16 protein-coding genes are annotated in these 18,559 nt (G+C 60.1%); all 16 read right to left on the bottom strand.

Annotated elements, in window-relative coordinates:
• Position 1 precedes the first annotated feature (1 nt).
• Positions 2-1,534 carry an NADH-quinone oxidoreductase subunit M gene (gene nuoM / locus CFE47_RS15730; protein WP_010209575.1) on the bottom strand — a complete coding sequence of 511 codons (1,533 nt, stop codon included), beginning with the start codon at positions 1,532-1,534 and terminating at the stop codon, positions 2-4.
• Between the two features lie 49 nt (positions 1,535-1,583).
• Entirely contained in the window at positions 1,584-3,437 is a 1,854-nt protein-coding gene (gene nuoL, locus CFE47_RS15725) for an NADH-quinone oxidoreductase subunit L (RefSeq protein ID WP_185706626.1), read from the bottom strand.
• On the bottom strand, positions 3,434-3,742 hold the full coding sequence (nuoK, locus tag CFE47_RS15720; RefSeq protein WP_003174727.1) for an NADH-quinone oxidoreductase subunit NuoK: 309 nt from the start codon (positions 3,740-3,742) through the stop codon (positions 3,434-3,436). Before nuoK ends, nuoL begins: the two co-directional genes overlap by 4 nt.
• 2 nt (positions 3,743-3,744) lie before the next feature.
• Complete coding sequence (gene nuoJ, locus CFE47_RS15715; RefSeq protein WP_016974048.1) at positions 3,745-4,248, bottom strand: NADH-quinone oxidoreductase subunit J; 504 nt, start codon at positions 4,246-4,248, stop codon at positions 3,745-3,747.
• Between the two features lie 9 nt (positions 4,249-4,257).
• A complete protein-coding gene (nuoI, locus tag CFE47_RS15710; RefSeq protein WP_003174725.1) occupies positions 4,258-4,806 on the bottom strand; it encodes an NADH-quinone oxidoreductase subunit NuoI in 549 nt (182 codons plus the stop codon).
• An 11-nt stretch (positions 4,807-4,817) separates the two neighbouring features.
• A complete protein-coding gene (gene nuoH, locus CFE47_RS15705; RefSeq protein WP_185706628.1) occupies positions 4,818-5,825 on the bottom strand; it encodes an NADH-quinone oxidoreductase subunit NuoH in 1,008 nt (335 codons plus the stop codon).
• Complete coding sequence (gene nuoG / locus CFE47_RS15700; protein WP_286838270.1) at positions 5,822-8,536, bottom strand: NADH-quinone oxidoreductase subunit NuoG; 2,715 nt, start codon at positions 8,534-8,536, stop codon at positions 5,822-5,824. The genes nuoH and nuoG overlap by 4 nt, the downstream gene beginning before the upstream one ends.
• A 135-nt stretch (positions 8,537-8,671) precedes the next feature.
• Positions 8,672-10,027 (bottom strand): NADH-quinone oxidoreductase subunit NuoF, encoded by a 1,356-nt coding sequence (gene nuoF, locus CFE47_RS15695; RefSeq protein ID WP_105698604.1) that lies wholly within the window; start codon positions 10,025-10,027, stop codon positions 8,672-8,674.
• Positions 10,024-10,521: an NADH-quinone oxidoreductase subunit NuoE gene (gene nuoE, locus CFE47_RS15690; protein ID WP_286838268.1), complete on the bottom strand. Its 498-nt coding sequence runs from the start codon at positions 10,519-10,521 to the stop codon at positions 10,024-10,026. Before nuoE ends, nuoF begins: the two co-directional genes overlap by 4 nt.
• Positions 10,522-10,523: 2 nt before the next feature.
• Complete coding sequence (gene nuoC, locus CFE47_RS15685; RefSeq protein WP_286838266.1) at positions 10,524-12,308, bottom strand: NADH-quinone oxidoreductase subunit C/D; 1,785 nt, start codon at positions 12,306-12,308, stop codon at positions 10,524-10,526.
• A gap of 73 nt (positions 12,309-12,381) precedes the next feature.
• A complete protein-coding gene (locus tag CFE47_RS15680; RefSeq protein ID WP_016975544.1) occupies positions 12,382-13,056 on the bottom strand; it encodes a NuoB/complex I 20 kDa subunit family protein in 675 nt (224 codons plus the stop codon).
• Positions 13,057-13,066: 10 nt separating this feature from the next.
• Positions 13,067-13,480, bottom strand: a complete 414-nt coding sequence (locus CFE47_RS15675) for an NADH-quinone oxidoreductase subunit A (protein ID WP_003219575.1) — start codon at positions 13,478-13,480, stop codon at positions 13,067-13,069.
• Between the two features lie 644 nt (positions 13,481-14,124).
• Positions 14,125-15,450 (bottom strand): isocitrate lyase, encoded by a 1,326-nt coding sequence (aceA, locus tag CFE47_RS15670; RefSeq protein ID WP_105698602.1) that lies wholly within the window; start codon positions 15,448-15,450, stop codon positions 14,125-14,127.
• Positions 15,451-15,945: 495 nt separating this feature from the next.
• Positions 15,946-16,683 (bottom strand): secretin N-terminal domain-containing protein, encoded by a 738-nt coding sequence (locus CFE47_RS15665; RefSeq protein WP_286838262.1) that lies wholly within the window; start codon positions 16,681-16,683, stop codon positions 15,946-15,948.
• Positions 16,684-16,912: 229 nt separating this feature from the next.
• Positions 16,913-17,335: a GNAT family N-acetyltransferase gene (locus tag CFE47_RS15660; RefSeq protein ID WP_185706636.1), complete on the bottom strand. Its 423-nt coding sequence runs from the start codon at positions 17,333-17,335 to the stop codon at positions 16,913-16,915.
• Entirely contained in the window at positions 17,328-18,494 is a 1,167-nt protein-coding gene (locus CFE47_RS15655; RefSeq protein ID WP_185706638.1) for a ribosomal protein uL16 3-hydroxylase, read from the bottom strand. Before CFE47_RS15655 ends, CFE47_RS15660 begins: the two co-directional genes overlap by 8 nt.
• Between the last annotated feature and the right edge of the window lie 65 nt (positions 18,495-18,559).

Below are 18,559 nucleotides of genomic sequence, written 5' to 3'. Positions count from 1 at the left end.
CTTACCGGGCCGAAGCGAGTTGAGAGAAGGCGGTGCCGAACCACTGCTGCACGCCATGCATCGTCGCGGCAGAAGTGTCCAGGAACGGTTGCGGGTACACGCCGATGTAGATCAGCAGGACCGCAAGGCCGAGCACCATGATCAGTTCGCGAGCATCCATCCCTTGCAGGACGGTGTCGGACTTGGCCGGGCCGAAGTAGGCGCGGTGGATCATGATCAACGAGTAAACCGAACCGAATACCAGGCCGGAGGTAGCAATGGCGCTGATCCATGGCGTTTGCACGAAGGCACCCATGAGGATCAGGAACTCGCCGATGAAGTTACCGGTACCCGGCAAGCCCAATGACGCTGCGGCGAAGAACAGGCTGATCGCCGGCAGGTAGGCAATACGCGACCACACGCCACCCATTTCACGCATGTCACGGGTGTGCAGGCGCTCGTACAGCTGGCCACTCAGGATAAACAGGGCAGCGGCCGACACACCGTGGGCCAACATCTGGATCACTGCACCTTGCAGTGCCAGTTGGCTGCCGGAGTAGATGCCGATCAGTACGAAACCCATGTGGGAAACGGACGAGAAGGCGATCAGACGCTTGATGTCGGTTTGGGCGAAGGCCAGGAACGCACCGTAGAAGATCCCGATCAGACCCAGGGTCATGGCGATCGGCGCGAACTCGGCCGAGGCATTCGGGAACAACGGCAGGGCGAAACGCAGCAGGCCGTAGGCCGCCGTCTTCAACAGGATACCGGCCAGGTCCACGGAACCCGCAGTCGGCGCCTGGGCGTGAGCATCCGGCAGCCAGGAGTGGAACGGCACCACCGGCAGCTTCACCGCGAACGCGATGAAGAAGCCCAGCATCAGGATGTACTCGGTGGTCAGGGACATCTTGGTTTTCAACAGGTCGGCGTAGTTGAAGGTGATCACGCCAGTGTTGTTGAAGTTGACCAGTACCAGACCCAGGATCGCCACCAACATGATCAGGCCGGAAGCCTGGGTGAAGATGAAGAACTTGGTCGCCGCGTAGATCCGGGTTTTCTTGCCGTCCGAAGAACTGTGACCCCAGAGCGCGATGAGGAAGTACATCGGCACCAGCATCATTTCCCAGAAGAAGAAGAACATGAACAGGTCGAGGGCGAGGAACACGCCCACCACACCGCCCAAAATCCACATCAGGTTCAGGTGGAAGAAGCCCACGTGACGCTGAATCTCTTTCCAGGAGCAGAGTACCGAAAGGATACCCAGCAGGCCGGTCAGCAGGATCATCAACAGCGACAGGCCGTCGAGGGCCAGGTGCACGTTGATGCCGAAGCGTTGGATCCACACGTGCTTGAATTCAAGCGCGAAGGTGGGATCGACACCCGGTGCCGGAGCAAATGAATAGTCGCCATGGGCCCACAGCCAGAGGCCGAGTGCGAGTTCCAGGGACATGGTCAGCAACGCAATCCAGCGGGGGAGGGTGGCGCCGAAGCGTTCACCCATCCAGCAGAGCAGGCCGCCGATAAAGGGGATCAGGATTAGCCAGGGCAGAATCATGACAGGCTCGTTTCCTTTCGCAAGTTCGCAAAGATCGCAATGTTCATAGTCATACCGCTACCACAACGATGGCGCCGATCACCAGCACGGCACCGGCCGCCATCGACGCTGCATACCAACGCAGTTGACCGGTCTCGCTGCGGCTCAGGGCGGTGTGACCGGCCTTGGCGGCGCGCGGGATCAAACCGATGGTCTGATCGAGCGGGTCTTTGCGCAGTACATGGCTGATGGCCAGGTAAGGCTTGACGAACAGTTTGTCGTAGATCCAGTCGAAGCCCCAGGCAGCGAACCACCAGGCTGACAGGAAGCGGCCAATGCCACTGTTGGCAACCGCAGTCACGAAGCGACGCTTGCCAAGGAACAACAGCGCGGCCAGCAAGATACCTGCGATGGCGATAGCGCCCGAGGCGATTTCCAGGCTGTGCTTCGCAGCGCCGCCGGCATGCCCAGCGCTTTCCGGCAGTACGCCGGCCAACGGTGGAGTGATCATGGCGCCGATGAAGGTCGACAGCACGATCAGGACCGACAGTGGCAGCCAATGCGAGATGCCGTGGCCTGCGTGCGCTTCGGTCTTGGCTTCACCGTGGAAGGTGATGAAGATCAGGCGGAAGGTGTACAGCGAGGTCATGAACGCACCCACCAGGCCTGCGTACAGCAGGTTCTGGTTACCGCTGGCAAAGGCTTCCCAGAGGATTTCATCTTTCGAGTAGAAACCGGCGGTCACCAACGGCAGGGCGGCCAGGGCGGCACCACCGACGATGAAGCTGGCGTAGGCCAGTGGCAGTTTCTTCCACAGGCCGCCCATCTTGAAGATGTTCTGCTCGTGGTGGCAGGCAACGATCACCGCACCGGAAGCAAGGAACAACAGGGCCTTGAAGAAGGCGTGGGTCATCAGGTGGAAGATCGCCGCGTCCCAGGCGCCAACGCCCAGGGCCAGGAACATGTAGCCGATCTGGCTCATGGTCGAGTAGGCGAGGATACGCTTGATGTCGGTCTGAACCAGCGCGGCGAAGCCGGCCAGCACCAGGGTCACGCCGCCAACCAGGCCTACCAGGTGCAGGATTTCCGGCGCCAGGGTGAACAGGCCGTGGGTACGGGCGATCAGGTAGACACCGGCGGTTACCATCGTTGCGGCGTGGATCAGTGCCGACACCGGGGTAGGACCGGCCATCGCATCCGCCAGCCAGGTTTGCAGCGGCAGTTGCGCGGATTTACCCACAGCGCCACCCAGCAGCATCAGGGTAGCCAGGGTGATCCAGAAGTCGCCAACCTGGAACTTCTGCGGTGCCAGCACCAACAGTTCCTGGATGTTCAGCGTGCCCACTTGTTGGAACAGGATGAACAGGCCGATGGCCATGAACACGTCGCCGATACGGGTCACGATGAAGGCTTTAAGGGCTGCGTTACCGTTGTTGCGGTTGCTGTAGTAGAAACCGATCAACAGGTACGAGCAAAGGCCCACGCCTTCCCAACCGAAGTACAGAAACAACAGGTTATCGCCCAGCACCAGGAACAGCATGCTGGCGATAAACAGGTTGGTGTACGAGAAGAAGCGCGAGTAACCGGCTTCACCGCGCATGTACCAGGACGCGAACAGGTGGATCAGGAAGCCTACACCCACCACCACGCCAAGCATGGTGATCGACAGGCCGTCGACGTAGAGGGCGAAGTTGGGCTTGAAGCCCTCCACCGACATCCACTGCCACAGCACCAGGGTGTAGTGACCGCCTTCCGGCGGCGCCACGTTGAATTGCCAGATGACGTAGGCGGCCACGATGGCCGACAGGCCAATGGAACCCACGCCAACCAGGGCAGAGAGGTTTTCCGACCAGCGCCCGCGAGAGAACGACAGCAGCAGGAAACCGATCAGGGGAAATACGAAAGTCAGAAAGATCATGTTCATCCGCGCATCTCACTGGCAGCGTCGATATCAAGCGTGTGGAAGCGACGATACAGTTGCAGCAGGATCGCCAGGCCAATACTGGCCTCGGCGGCTGCCAGGCTGATCACCAGGATGAACATGACTTGTCCATCCGGCTGGCCCCAACGTGCACCGGCAACGATGAAGGCCAATGCCGCAGCGTTCATCATGATTTCCAGGCTCATCAACACGAACAGAATGTTACGGCGAACCATCAGGCCGACCAGGCCAAGGCAGAACAGGATGCCGGCGACCGCCAGACCATGCTCCAAAGGGATAGCAGGCATCGTCATTGCTCCTTGGCTTCGTTGCGGCCCAAGTGGAAGGCGGTGACGGCTGCAGCGAGCAGCAGCATCGACGCCAGTTCGACCACCAGCAGGTACGGGCCGAACAGGCTGATGCCCACGGCCTTGGCGTCTACGGTGGTGTGGCCGATGGCCTGGCCGCTCTGGTGAGCGAACAGCACATACAGCAGTTCACCCAGCAGCAGGGCTGCCAGCACAACCGGGCCGAGCCAGATGCCGGGCTTGAGCCAGACGCGCTCCTGGGCGACCGAGGCCGGTCCCAGGTTGAGCATCATCACCACAAACACGAACAGCACCATGATGGCGCCCGCGTAGGCGATCACTTCCAGCACACCGGCGAACGGTGCGCCGAGGCTGAAAAAGGTCATGGCCACGGCGATCAACGAAATGATCAGGTAGAGCAGGGCGTGCACAGGATTGGTGTTGGTGATCACGCGAAGCGTGGACACCACTGCAATACCGGACGCGAAATAGAAAGCGAATTCCATCTTTCTTCCTTAAGGCAGCAAGCTCTTCACGTTGATCGGCTCGGCTTCGTTTTGTGCGGCGCCTTTCGGCTTACCGGCAACGGCCATACCTGCAACACGATAGAAGTTGTAATCAGGGTTTTTACCGGGACCAGAGATCAACAGATCTTCTTTCTCGTACACCAGGTCCTGACGTTTGAACTCGGCCATCTCGAAATCCGGTGTGAGCTGGATTGCGGTGGTCGGGCAAGCTTCCTCGCAGAGGCCGCAGAAAATGCAGCGCGAGAAGTTGATGCGGAAGAAGTCCGGGTACCAGCGACCGTCTTCGGTTTCAGCTTTCTGCAGGGAGATGCAACCCACCGGGCAGGCCACGGCGCACAGGTTGCAGGCTACGCAGCGTTCTTCGCCATCGGGGTCGCGGGTCAGTACGATACGGCCGCGATAACGTGGCGGCAGGTACACCGCTTCTTCCGGGTATTGCAGGGTGTCGCGTTTGCGAAAGCCGTGACCGAACACCATCACCAGGCTTCGCAACTGGGTACCGGTACCCTTAACGATGTCGCCAATATATTTGAACATGGGTCAAATCCTCACTGAACCGCGCCGGCGGGCGTGTTCAACAACACAACGGCAGCCGTCACCAGCAAATTGATCAGGGTCAGCGGCAGGCAGAAGCGCCAGCTGAAATCCATCACCTGGTCGTATCGTGGACGCGGAATGGAAGCGCGCAGCAGGATAAACAACATGATGAAGAACGCGGTCTTGAGGAAGAACCAGAAGAACGCCAACTGCGGCAGGATGCCGAACGGACCGTGCCAGCCGCCGAAGAATAGCGTGACCAGCAGGGCCGAGATCAAGATGATGCCGATGTATTCACCAACGAAGAACATGCCCCATTTCATGCCGGCGTATTCAATGTGGTAACCGTCGGCCAGTTCCTGTTCCGCTTCCGGTTGGTCGAACGGGTGACGGTGAGTCACGGCGACGCCAGCGATGAAGAAGGTACAGAAGCCGAAGAACTGCGGAATGATGAACCACAGGTTCTGCGCCTGGTACTCGACGATGTCGCGCATGTTGAACGAGCCGACCTGCACCACGATGCCCATCAGCGCGAGGCCCATGAACACTTCGTAGGACACGGTCTGGGCCGAAGCCCGCAAGCTGCCCAAGAGGGCGAACTTGTTGTTGCTCGACCAACCGGCGAACAGCACCGCGTAGACCGACAAACCGGCCATGGCGAAGAAGAACAGCAAGCCGATGTTCAGGTCCGCCACGCCCCAGGTCGGGGTGATCGGGATGATCGCGAAGGCGATCAGCAAGGCGCTCATGGCCACGACCGGTGCCAGGGTGAAGATCACCTTGTCGGCAAACGGCGGGGTCCAGTCTTCCTTGAAGAACATTTTCAGCATGTCGGCGGCGATCTGGAACATGCCGAACGGGCCAACGCGGTTCGGACCATAACGGTCCTGCCACCAGCCCAGCAGGCGACGTTCGACGAAGCTGAGCAGGGCGCCCGCCACGACCACGGCCAACAGGATCACGATGGCTTTGAGGACCGAGATGATCACGTCGATCACTTCAGGAGTGAACCAAGTCATTGCGCTGCCTCCTGCAGACCGTCAACGGTTTTGCCAAAGATCGCCGCTGGAATGCCGGCGACGCCTTTTGGCAGTGCAACCAGGCCGGCACCCAACTCGTCGTTGATACGCAGCGGCAGACGCAGGGTCTGGCCAGCCACGTTCAGGCTGAGCAGGGCACCGTCGTTGACGCCCAGGCGGTCGGCTTCGGACTTGGCCACGGACACGTAGGCAGCCGGGATGCGCTCTTGCACCGGTGCGGCCTTCGAGGAGTTTTCCTCACTGCCGAACAGGTGGAAGAACGGCACAACCTGCCAGGTACCTTGGGCCGGGTTGAACGGACGCGGTACGGCGGCGAACCAGTTCAGCGAGTCACCGGTGCTTTCGATCAGGCGGGTGCCCGGGTCGCCAGCGCGGATGTGACCACCGACTTCGTCCTGGAACTTGTTCCACGCTTGTGGCGAGTTCCAGCCCGGCGACCAGGCGAACGGCACCTGCTGACGCGGCTCGACCGAACCCGAGTAACCTTCCATGGAGAAGGCAAATGCGGTGTCCGGGTCTTGCGGAGTACGTGGTTCGTGCACGCTGATATTGGCGCGCATGGCGGTACGACCGGAGTAACGCAGCGGTTCACGGGCCAGTTTCATGCCCTTGATGCGGAACGCGGCGGACGGTGCGGCATCAACGATGCGTGCCAACTGCGGCACGCTGGCAGCGGTGGCGGCGGTCACGTGGTCGAGCTGGGTCCAGTCGATCGGCTGGTTCAGCAGGGTGGCGCGCAGGGCATGCAGCCAGCGCCAGCCTTCGTGAACCAGGATGCTGGCGTCCATGTACTTCGGATCGAACACCTGGAAGAAGCGCTGGGCGCGACCTTCCTGGCTGACCAGGGTACCGTCGCCTTCGGCGAAGGTGGCGGCTGGCAGGACCAGGTCGGCACGGTCGCTGGTAGCGGTCTTCTGGTGGTCGGCAACGATCAGCACCTTGGCGGCGTTGAGCGCGGCGTCGACCTTGGCCGAATCAGTGCGGGTGTACAGGTCGTTTTCCAGCACCACGATGGCGTCGGCATTGCCGTCGATCACCGCTTGCAGGCCAGCGTCCAGGGACTCGCCACCGAGCATGGCCAGGCCAAGGCTGTTGGCTTCCGGCACGACCAGGCTGATGGAACCGTTCTTGTCGCGCAGCTTCAAGGCCTTGGCGATGTTGGCAGCGGCTTCGATCAGCGCCTTGGAACCCAACGAGGTACCGGCAATGATCAAGGGGCGCTTGGCCGCCAGCAGGGCGTCGGCGATACGCTGGGCCAGTTCAACGGCTTCAGTGTCCAGGCCTTCGACAGCCGGGGCGCTGGCGTCGAGGGCATGGGCCACGGCGAAACCGATGCGGGCCAGGTCGTCGGGTGCTGCGTGCACGCATTCTTCGGCGATGTCGTCGAGCTTGGTTTCAGCCAGGCTCGCGATAAACAGCGGGTTCAGCGCGTGCTGGCCGATGTTTTTCACGGCGGCGTCGAGCCACGGCTGGACGCGCATGGCGTCGGCCATGTCTTCAGCCTTGCCTTTGACCGACTGACGCAGGGACAGGGCCACACGGGCAGCGGTCTGAGTCAGGTCTTCACCGAGGACGAAGATCGCGTCGTGGTCTTCGATGTCGCGCATGTTCGGAACCGGCAGCGGGCTGTCGTTCAGCACTTGCAGGACCAGGCGGATACGCTCCAGCTCACCGGCTTCGATACCGCTGTAGAAGTGCTCGGCGCCGACCAGCTCGCGCAACGCGTAGTTGCTTTCGAGGCTGGCACGCGGCGAACCGATACCGACGATGTTGCGGCCGCGCAGCAGGTCGGCGGCTTTATCCAGCGCGTCGTCCAGGCTCAGTTTGCCACCGTTGGCCAGCAGTGGCTGGCGTGGACGGTCCTTGCGGTTGACGTAGCCATAGCCGAAGCGGCCACGGTCGCACAGGAAGTACTGGTTGACCGAACCGTTGAAGCGGTTTTCGATCCGACGCAGTTCGCCGTAGCGCTCGCCCGGGGAGATGTTGCAACCGCTGGAGCAGCCATGGCAGATGCTTGGCGCAAATTGCATGTCCCACTTACGGTTATAGCGCTCGGAGTGAGTCTTGTCGGTGAACACACCGGTCGGGCAGACCTCGGTGAGGTTGCCGGAGAACTCGCTTTCGAGCACGCCGTCTTCAACGCGACCGAAGTACACGTTGTCGTGGGCGCCAAATACACCCAGGTCGGTGCCGCCGGCGTAGTCTTTATAGAAGCGCACGCAGCGATAGCAGGCGATGCAGCGGTTCATCTCGTGGGAAATGAACGGGCCGAGGTCCTGGTTCTGGTGGGTACGCTTGGTGAAGCGATAACGCCGCTCGTTGTGGCCGGTCATCACCGTCATGTCTTGCAGGTGGCAGTGACCGCCTTCTTCACAGACCGGGCAGTCGTGTGGGTGGTTGGTCATCAGCCATTCGACGACACTGGCGCGGAACGCCTTGGATTCTTCATCTTCGATGGAGATCCAGGTGTTGTCGGTGGCTGGGGTCATGCACGACATGACGATACGACCACGGGTGTCGTTCTCGTCGGTGTATTGCTTGACCGCACACTGGCGACAGGCACCGACGCTACCAAGTGCGGGGTGCCAGCAGAAATACGGGATGTCGAGGCCTAGTGACAGACATGCCTGTAACAGGTTGTCCGCCCCATCGACTTCGAGCGCTTTGCCGTCTACGTGGATAGTGGCCATGGTTCAAAGTTCTTCGTTGGCCCGTTGTCAGCGGGCGTGGCTAATGGAATCTTGTTATTCATGTGCATCTACACAGCCATCAAGGCGTCAGCACATGAGAAAGCGAAGGGCACGGACCCTTCGCTTCTTTAAGCGTTACGCGCCGACTACGATCGGCCTTGCCAGAGGCGGGACGGCGGCGCTGGTAGGCGCGATGCCGGCTTCGAACTCCGAGCGGAAGTATTTGATAGCGCTGCCCAATGGCTCTACGGCGCCCGGTGCGTGAGCACAGAAGGTCTTGCCTGGGCCGAGGAAACCGACCAGACCCAGCAGGGTCTCGATGTCACCCTCGCGGCCTTCGCCTTTTTCCAGGGCCATCAGCAGCTTGACGCTCCACGGCAGACCGTCGCGGCATGGGGTGCAGAAGCCGCAGGACTCACGGGCAAAGAACTGTTCCATGTTGCGCAGCAACGAGACCATGTTCACGGTGTTGTCGACCGCCATCGCCAGGCCAGTACCCATCCGGGTGCCCACCTTGCCGATACCGCCGGCATACATCTGTGCGTCGAGGTGCTCGGGCAGCAAGAAGCCAGTACCGGCGCCACCTGGCTGCCAGGCTTTCAAGGTGTAGCCGTCGCGCATGCCGCCGGCGTAGTCCTCGAACAGCTCGCGTGCGGTCACGCCAAATGGCAGTTCCCACAGGCCAGGGTTCTTGACCTTGCCGGAGAAGCCCATGAGCTTGGTGCCCATGTCTTCACTGCCTTCACGGGCCAACGATTTGTACCAGTCCACGCCGTCGGCGATGATCGCCGGCACGTTGCACAGGGTCTCGACGTTGTTCACGCAGGTCGGCTTGCCCCACACGCCCACAGCGGCAGGGAAGGGCGGCTTGGAACGCGGGTTGGCGCGACGGCCTTCGAGGGAGTTGATCAGTGCGGTTTCTTCACCGCAGATGTAACGCCCGGCGCCGGTGTGCACGAACAGCTCGAAATCAAAACCGGAACCGAGGATGTTCTTGCCCAGCAGGCCCGCTGCCTTGGCTTCTTCCACGGCACGGTTGAGGTGCTTGGCGGCGGTGGTGTACTCGCCACGCAGGAAGATATAGCCACGGTAGGTTTTCAGCGCGCGGGCGCTGATCAGCATGCCTTCGATCAGCAGATGGGGCAGTTGCTCCATAAGCATGCGGTCTTTCCAGGTGTTCGGCTCCATTTCATCCGCGTTGCACAGCAGGTAGCGGATGTTGATGGATTCGTCTTTTGGCATCAGGCCCCACTTAACGCCAGTGGGGAAGCCTGCACCGCCGCGGCCTTTAAGGCCGGCGTCTTTCACGGTCTGGACGATGTCGTCCTGGGCCATGTCGGCGAAGGCTTTGCGCGCAGCGGCGTAACCGTTCTTGGCCTGGTATTCGTCGAGCCATACCGGCTCGGCATCGTCACGCAGGCGCCAGGTCAGCGGATGGGTCTCAGGCGAACGCTTGATCAGGTTGGCCGGGCCGAAAGATGTAAGGGTCATGGGTAGCCCTCAAGCAATTGGGTCACGCCAGTTGCCTGTACGTCACCGAATGTGTCGTCGTCGATCATCAACGCCGGCGCCTTGTCGCAGTTGCCCAGGCAGCACACCGGCAGCAGCGTGAAACGCCCGTCTGCAGTGGTCTGGCCAAGGCCGATGCCCAGCTTGCTCTGGATCGCGTCAACCACGGACTCATGGCCGCCGATGTAGCAGACCATGCTGTCGCACACGCGAATGATGTGGCGGCCTACCGGCTGGCGGAAGATCTGGCTGTAGAACGTGGCCACACCTTCAACGTCGCTGGCGGGGATGCCGAGGATCTCGCCGATGGCGTAGAGGGCGCCGTCCGGCACCCAACCACGTTCCTTCTGAACGATCTTCAGGGCTTCGATCGACGCCGCGCGCGGATCTTCGTAGTGATGCAGCTCGTGCTCGATGGCCGAGCGCTCGGTTTCACTCAAGGTGAAACGGTCTGTCTGGATAAGCGTGCTGTTCATGCTTAGCGGTCCACGTCGGCCATAACGAAATCGATACTACCCAGGTACGCAATCAAGTCCGCGACCATCTCGCCTTTGATCACCGAAGGGATCTGCTGCAAGTGGGCAAAGCTTGGGGTACGAATCCGGGTGCGGTAGCTCATGGTGCCGCCATCGCTCGTCAGGTAATAACTGTTGATACCCTTGGTCGCTTCGATCATCTGGAAGGATTCGTTGGCCGGCATGACCGGGCCCCACGAAACCTGCAGGAAGTGCGTGATCAGGGTTTCGATGTGCTGCAGCGTGCGCTCTTTCGGCGGCGGCGTGGTCAGCGGGTGATCCGCCTTGTACGGGCCAGCCGGCATGTTGCGCATGCACTGCTCGATGATCTTCAGGCTCTGGCGCATTTCTTCGACGCGCACGATGCAACGGTCGTAGGCATCGCCATTCGCCGCCAGCGGGACTTCGAATTCGAAGTTCTCGTAGCCGGAGTACGGGCGCGCTTTACGCAGGTCGAAGTCGCAACCGGTGGAGCGCAAGCCAGCACCGGTGACGCCCCATTCCAGGGCCTCTTTGGTGTTGTACTGGGCGACGCCGATGGTACGGCCCTTGAGGATGCTGTTATCCAGCGCAGCCTTTTGGTACTCGTCCAGACGCTTGGGCATCCAGTCGATGAATTCCTTGACCAGGCGATCCCAGCCGTTCGGCAGGTCGTGAGCCACGCCGCCGATGCGATACCAGGCCGGGTGCAGGCGGAAGCCGGTGATGGCTTCGATGACCTTGTAGGCGCGCTGACGGTCGGTGAAGGTGAAGAACACCGGGGTCATGGCGCCGACGTCCTGGATATAGGTACCCAGGAACAGCAGGTGGCTGGTGATCCGGAAGAACTCGGCCATCATGATGCGGATGGTGTCGACGCGGTCCGGTACCTTGATGCCGGCCAGCTTCTCGACCGATAGCACGTACGGCAGGTTGTTCATCACGCCGCCGAGGTAGTCGATACGGTCGGTGTACGGGATGAAGCTGTGCCACGACTGACGCTCGGCCATCTTCTCGGCACCACGGTGGTGGTAGCCGATGTCCGGCACGCAGTCGACGATTTCTTCGCCGTCCAGTTGCAGGATGATACGGAAGGCACCGTGAGCCGAAGGGTGGTTCGGGCCCAGGTTGAGGAACATGTAGTCCTCGTTGGTGCCGGAACGCTTCATGCCCCAGTCTTCCGGATGGAAGCGCGCGGCCTCTTCTTCAAGCTGTTGCTTGGCGAGGTTGAGGCTGAACGGATCGAATTCGGTGGCGCGGGCAGGGAAGTCCTTGCGCAGCGGGTGACCTTCCCAGGTCGGCGGCATCATGATGCGCGTCAGGTGCGGGTGGCCCGGGAAGTCGATGCCGAACATGTCCCACACTTCACGCTCGTACCAGCTGGCGTTCGGCCAGATACCGGTCACGGTCGGGATGCTCAGGTCGCTTTCGCTCAGCGCGACCTTGATCATCACGTCGCTGTTACGTTCCAACGACATCAGATGATAGAACACGGTGAAGTCGGCGCCGCTCGGCAGGCCCTGGCGCTTGGTGCGCAGACGCTCGTCCACGCCATGCAGGTCATAGAGCATGACGTACGGCTTGGGCAGGTTACGCAGGAAGGTCAGGACTTCGACGAGCTTGGCACGCGCCACCCACAGCACCGGCATACCGGTGCGTGTGGCCTGGGCGGTGAAGGCGTCAGGGCCAAAACGGTTATTGAGTTCGACGACCACATCCTGGTCGTCTGCCTTATAAGGCGGGATGTACAGAGCGCTGCCTGTAGTCATGGTTTTTTTATCGCTTTCGGTCAACGTAAAGAATGAAGCCAGGTGTTCGTTCTATAAAAGAAGCGGTGCTGGATCAGACTTCGTCAGGGCTGCGCAGGTTGGTGACTGCGATTCGCTGTTCGCGGCGCTCTTCCTTTTGCGAAGGCATCTCGGCGCGGTATACGCCTTGATCGCCGACGACCCAGGAAAGCGGGCGACGCTCCTTGCCAATCGATTCCTGCAACAGCATCAAGCCTTGCAAGAACGCTTCAGGGCGGGGCGGGCAGCCAGGCACGTAGACGTCCACGGGCAGGAACTTGTCCACCCCTTGAACGACGGAGTAGATGTCGTACATGCCACCGGAGTTGGCGCACGAACCCATGGAGATAACCCACTTCGGTTCGAGCATTTGCTCGTAGAGACGCTGGATGATCGGCGCCATCTTGATAAAGCAGGTGCCGGCGATAACCATGAAATCCGCCTGGCGCGGTGATGCCCGGATAACCTCGGCGCCGAAGCGTGCGATGTCGTGGGGCGCCGTGAAGGCGGTGGTCATTTCCACGTAGCAGCAGGACAGACCGAAGTTGTACGGCCACAGGGAGTTTTTACGCCCCCAGTTGACCGCGCCACTCAGCACGTCTTCGAGCTTGCCCATGTAGATGTTTTTGTGGACTTGATCTTCTAACGGATCGGAAACGGTTTCCCGTTCGCCGATAGGGTACTGATCGTTAGGAGCATCCGGGTCGATCCTGGTGAGATTGTATTGCATCGCCAAAGCCTCATTGTTTCAGCTTCGCTTGCCGCTTACGACGAGCTTCCGGAGCCCAGTCAAGGGCGCCCACTCGGAATAGGTAGACAAGGCCTGCCAACAGAATTGCTATGAAAACGAGAGCTTCGACGAATCCGGTCCAGCCGCTTTCGCGGACAGACACAGACCAGGCAAAGAGAAAGAGGGCTTCGATATCGAAGATCACGAACAGCATCGCGACCAGATAGAATTTGGCTGAGAGCCGCAAGCGGGCGCCACCTGTAGGCAGCATGCCGGACTCGAACGGTTCATTTTTGCTGCGGCCCCAGGCTTTTGACCCGAGGAGGCTGGAGACGCCGAGCATGAAGGCGCAAAGGCCGACAACACCGAGGAGGAAAATGGCAAAGCCCCAGTTGTGGGCCATGAGTCCTGTCGCTTCGGTCATGCTGGAAATCCTTAACAGAGAGCAAAGGTCTCTGAGCTCGAAAAAGTAACGATGCAGTGACGATATGTCGCACTGCAATCAATCGCGGTGATTTTATGGCTAAACACCGGGCAAGTAAAATTCCTATAGCGAAATTATTCGATGGAATAAGGACATAGTGCACCTTCGTGGGGCTGTAGCCCTTGCGGCATGGGCATTAGCGGGCTTTTGATCAATTATGTTTTGTTTAACCTGTAACGAAGTTTTCATGCGCTAAATGATAATGACTATTGTTTGCGCAGGGTTTAAGCGAATGTTTCTCGTGTGGCGGGGGAAGTTGCCGTTACTTGCTCGATTGCCGCTTAGTTATTGACGGGGATCTTTTAACTGATCTGGTTGAGGCAGATACCGCTCTAGATCAATGTTTTGCGCAAAATCTTCGTCTCGACGCGTTCCCTGTGGGAGCCGGGCTTGCCCGCGATGGCGGTGTATCAGATATGGATGTGGTGTTTGACCCACCGCTTTCGCAGGCAAGCCAGCTCCCACATTGGACTTGTGGTGATCTCGAGATAAAAAAACGCCCCGAACAGGTCGGGGCGTGATTGTGGTGCGGCACGGCGGTTAGGTCTTCCTTGGGGCTGCCGTGGCCGTGTACGCGATGTTACTTAGTGGAACTGCTCTTCTTCAGTCGAACCGGTCAGCGCGGTCACGGACGAGGTGCCGCCCTGGATCACGGTGGTCATGTCGTCGAAGTAGCCGGTGCCCACTTCCTGCTGGTGAGCCACGAAGGTGTAGCCTTTGGCGGCGTCAGCGAATTCCTGCTCTTGCAGCTTCACGTAGGCAGTCATGTCGTTGCGGGCGTAGTCGTGCGCCAGGTTGAACATGCTGTGCCACATGTTGTGAATGCCGGCCAGGGTAATGAACTGGTGCTTGTAGCCCATGGCCGACAGTTCGCGCTGGAATTTGGCGATGGTCGCGTCGTCCAGGTTCTTCTTCCAGTTGAAAGAAGGCGAGCAGTTGTAGGACAGCAGTTGGTCCGGGTATTCCTTCTTGATCGCTTCAGCGAAACGACGGGCTTCGTCCAGGTCCGGCTTGGCGGTTTCGCACCAGATCAAGTCGGCGTATGGCGCGTAGGCCAGGCCACGGGCGATGGCTTGGTCGAGACCGGCGCGCACCTTATAGAAGCCTTCCTGAGTGCGCTCGCCGGTTACAAACGGCTGGTCGTACGGATCGCAGTCCGAGGTCAGCAAGTCAGCTGCGTTGGCATCGGTACGCGCCAGGATGATGGTCGGCGTGCCGGCAACGTCAGCTGCGAGGCGGGCTGCGGTCAGCTTCTGCACAGCTTCCTGGGTGGGTACCAATACTTTGCCGCCCATGTGGCCGCATTTCTTCACCGAAGCCAGTTGGTCTTCAAAGTGCACGCCGGCAGCGCCTGCCTCGATCATGCTCTTCATCAGTTCATAGGCGTTCAGTACGCCACCGAAACCGGCTTCGGCGTCAGCCACGATTGGTGCGAAGTAGTCGATGTAGCCTGCGTCGCCTGGGTTCTTGCCGGCTTTCCACTGGATCTGGTCGGCACGACGGAACGAGTTGTTGATGCGCTTGACCACGGTTGGAACCGAGTCCACCGGGTACAGCGACTGGTCGGGGTACATGGATTCAGCGGAGTTGTTGTCCGCTGCCACTTGCCAGCCGGACAGGTAGATCGCCTGGATACCGGCTTTTACCTGTTGGACTGCCTGGCCGCCAGTAAGGGCGCCCATGCAGTTGACGAAATCTTTGTCGGGACGGAAGGAAGGCTTGGCACCTTGGGTTACCAGGTTCCACAGCTTCTCGGCGCCGAGTTTTGCAAAGGTGTGCTCTGGTTGAACCGAGCCACGCAGGCGGACGACGTCAGCAGCGGAATAAGCGCGGGTCACGCCTTTCCAGCGTGGGTTTTCAGCCCAATCTTTTTCAAGGGCTGCAATTTGCTGTTCGCGTGTCAGTGCCATGGGGAAAAACCTCGTCGCATAGGTCTAGGTGGAAAATTCCATTTGCCAGCCACGTATTCAGTGCGTGGGTATGGCGGCTCGCTGACCAGAAGCTTAGGTGTTCAAGCCAGGTTTGGCGGGGAAGGCGACGGGATGAACGAGTGGCTCAAGGGGAGAGTTGAGCAGGTAGGGGCGAACTGCGAACAGTCTTCGGGCGTCGTGGGCCTTTGTACGATCCATCAGTGTGTAGCCGGGTTACCTGGTTAGCTTCCGTCCCTCGGGACAACTTCGTTCCAGTCGCAACCTCGTCAAACACACCTTGTGGGCGGTACAGACACGAATCGGCTCAGGTGGGTAGCTTAGAGCGACGATCCGAAGGCCCTTGCCAGGGCCCCTGATTAGCGGGAGCGAGGCCATCATGCCCATGCTTTTTTAGATCGTCAAATGTTTTGTAGTGCTTTTTTTCAAGCACTACATCTTTAGTCTAAGACGACTCATCAGTCAGTTTTTGGTGCTTCAGTTCAAGGTGTCGACCTTGACCCGCAAAGTCAGGTCATCGCGGCCCTGAGTAGAATACGTGCGGGTTGTAGAGGATTTGTCGGCCTGGGTCTCGCGGTTGATGCCGGCCAGGGTGATCCATTCGCCAAGGCGGCCGCTGACACTTGTGTCGGTGCTTTGCACGTTCACTACATCGGGACGCTCCTGGCTCATGCGGTCACGGTTTGTATTGATTGCCAAGTGCACGGTCTCACCGGTGACGCTGGCAGTGACGTAGAAACCTTGGGTGACGTTGCGATACTGAGTCTGGTTTTGCGGGCGACCATAGGCATCGGGTTGGGTCGTGGTGAGCGGTACACTCTGGCCGACTTGGATCAGCGCGGGCACGCCTTCGCTGGCCTGAATCTGCTGGATGCCGCCGTCGCGACTAGCGGTGCCATAGCTGATGATGCGGGTCTGGCTGTCGCCACTGTTCTGCTGGTTGGTTTCGTTGGTGTCTACGGTGATCAGCAGGCGCTTGGCCGGTGTGTCCAGTTGGGCAAGCAAGGCACGCAAGTCCTGGATCTTGCCGGCGTCTGCCTTGACGATAAGCTGGTTGCCATAGGCGCTGACGGTGCCGTCCTTGCCGATGAAGTTCTGTGCGACGGGCAGCAGATCCGCGCTGGTGCGGTTGCTCAGGTTGACGACTTCGGTGTCTGCCATGGCGGTGACGCTGGCAGCCAGGAGAAGGGCGGTGAGCAGGGTGCGTAGGGACATGTCCGTTATCTCTGCGAGTCATTTAGGCGTGATAGTGCCAGTTTGTCGGCTGGGCGGGGTGCTTGTTGAATCGTAGACGGCAAAATGCCCTGCATGGCAGGGCATTTGTAGTGGTGCTGAAATAGCCTTCGCGAGCAAGCCCGCTCCCACACTCGACCGCATTCCAAGGGATGTACTCGGTCAAATGTGGGAGCGGGCTTGCTCGCGAAGGGGGCGAATCGGTCTCGAATCAGTCCCCTCGCACCATATCGACATGCGGAATTCCAACTTCCAGGAATTCCTCGCTGACGATCTTGAAACCCAGTCGCTCATAAAATGGCGCTGCATACACCTGTGCGCTAAGGAACTGCTTGGTCTGGCCGCGTTTTTCAGCCGCGCCAATCACCGCTTCCATCAGCTTGTCGCCGACTTTAAGTCCGCGCCAGTCTTTGAGCACCGAGACACGCCCGATTTCGCCGCTGGGCAGCAGGCGAGCGGTGCCTATCGGAAAGTCGCCTTCGAATGCCAGGAAATGCACCGCGTCGGCGTCATCCGCATCCCATTCCAGCTCGGGTGGAACCGATTGCTCTGCGATAAAAACCGCTTCACGAATGCGCCGAATCTCAGCGATATCCTTTTGCCAGTCCGCGACACTTACGTGAATCTTATTCATCGGCAAACCCCAGGCTCCCTTGCTTGACCAGTTCGCACAGCAGGTCGCGCCCGTCTTCGTCCGCCAGCCATGGGCCGAGGTTTTCGGCGTGCAGGGCGTCAGCGGCGCAGATCAGTTTGAGCAGTTCGCGCAGTTTGCCCGGCAGGTAACGGCTCTGGCCGCTGGCGAACAGCAGTACGTCGTCGTCTACTTCCGACCAGGCCATGCGCGCGCTTGGGTTGCGTACCAGGATCGCACCGTCTTGCAGGGCGCTGATGAAGTCGTCTTCGCCGAGTTCTTCGCCAGCCACCAGTTCCGGGTAGCGCGGCTCGGTCATGAATTGGCCGAACCAGGTCAGCAGCATGCGCTCGTCGCTCATGTGCTCGGCCAACAAGCTTTTCAGGCGATCGAGAGCATCGGTCTGAATCTGGTGCGGGTCGCTGACCGGCTGGGCGTCAGCATCGGTGTAACGCTCTTCGTCTGTCAGGTACTGGCTGAGGAAGTCAGTGAAGTGGGTCAACACTTCGGCGGCGCTCGGTGCGCGGAAACCCACGGAGTAGGTCATGCAGTCATCTTCGGCAATACCGAAGTGTGCCAGGCGTGGTGGCAGGTAGAGCATGTCGCCCGGCTCCAGCACCCATTCGGCGCTTTCTTCGAATTCGGCGAGGATGCGCAAGTCGGCATGCTGCAGCAGGGGGCTTTCGGAGTTGCACATCTGGCCGATCTTCCAGTTGCGCTTGCCTTGGGCTTGCAGCAGGAACACGTCGTAGTTGTCGAAGTGCGGGCCAACGCTGCCGCCCGGTGCGGCGAAGCTGATCATCACGTCGTCGATGCGCCAGCTAGGCAGGAAGCGGAATTGTTCCAGCAGTTCGGCCACTTCCGGCACGAATTGGTCAACCGCTTGCACCAGCAGGGTCCACTCGCGCTCAGGCAGGGTGCTGAAAGCATCTTCGGCAAACGGGCCACGACGCAGTTCCCACGGACGCTCGCCGTGTTCGATCACCAGGCGCGACTCGACTTCTTCTTCCAGGGCCAGGCCTGCCAGTTCGTCGGCGTCGATCGGGCTTTCGAAATCAGGGATGGCCTGGCGGATCAGCAGGGGTTTTTTCTGCCAGTAATCGCGCAGGAATTCCCGTGCCGTGATGCCGCCCAGAAGTTGAAGAGGGATGTCAGGATTCATGTGTAACCTATTGAAAGAAAGCACTTTTCAGACTGGAATAAAAACGCCCGGCGCGGCCGGGCGTC

This window comes from Pseudomonas sp. PGPPP1, from assembly GCF_002255865.1.
GTDB classification, from domain to species: Bacteria; Pseudomonadota; Gammaproteobacteria; order Pseudomonadales; family Pseudomonadaceae; genus Aquipseudomonas; species Aquipseudomonas cremoris.
Note: the sequence above shows the minus strand (reverse complement) of the source record. Positions and strands in the feature narration are given on the sequence as shown.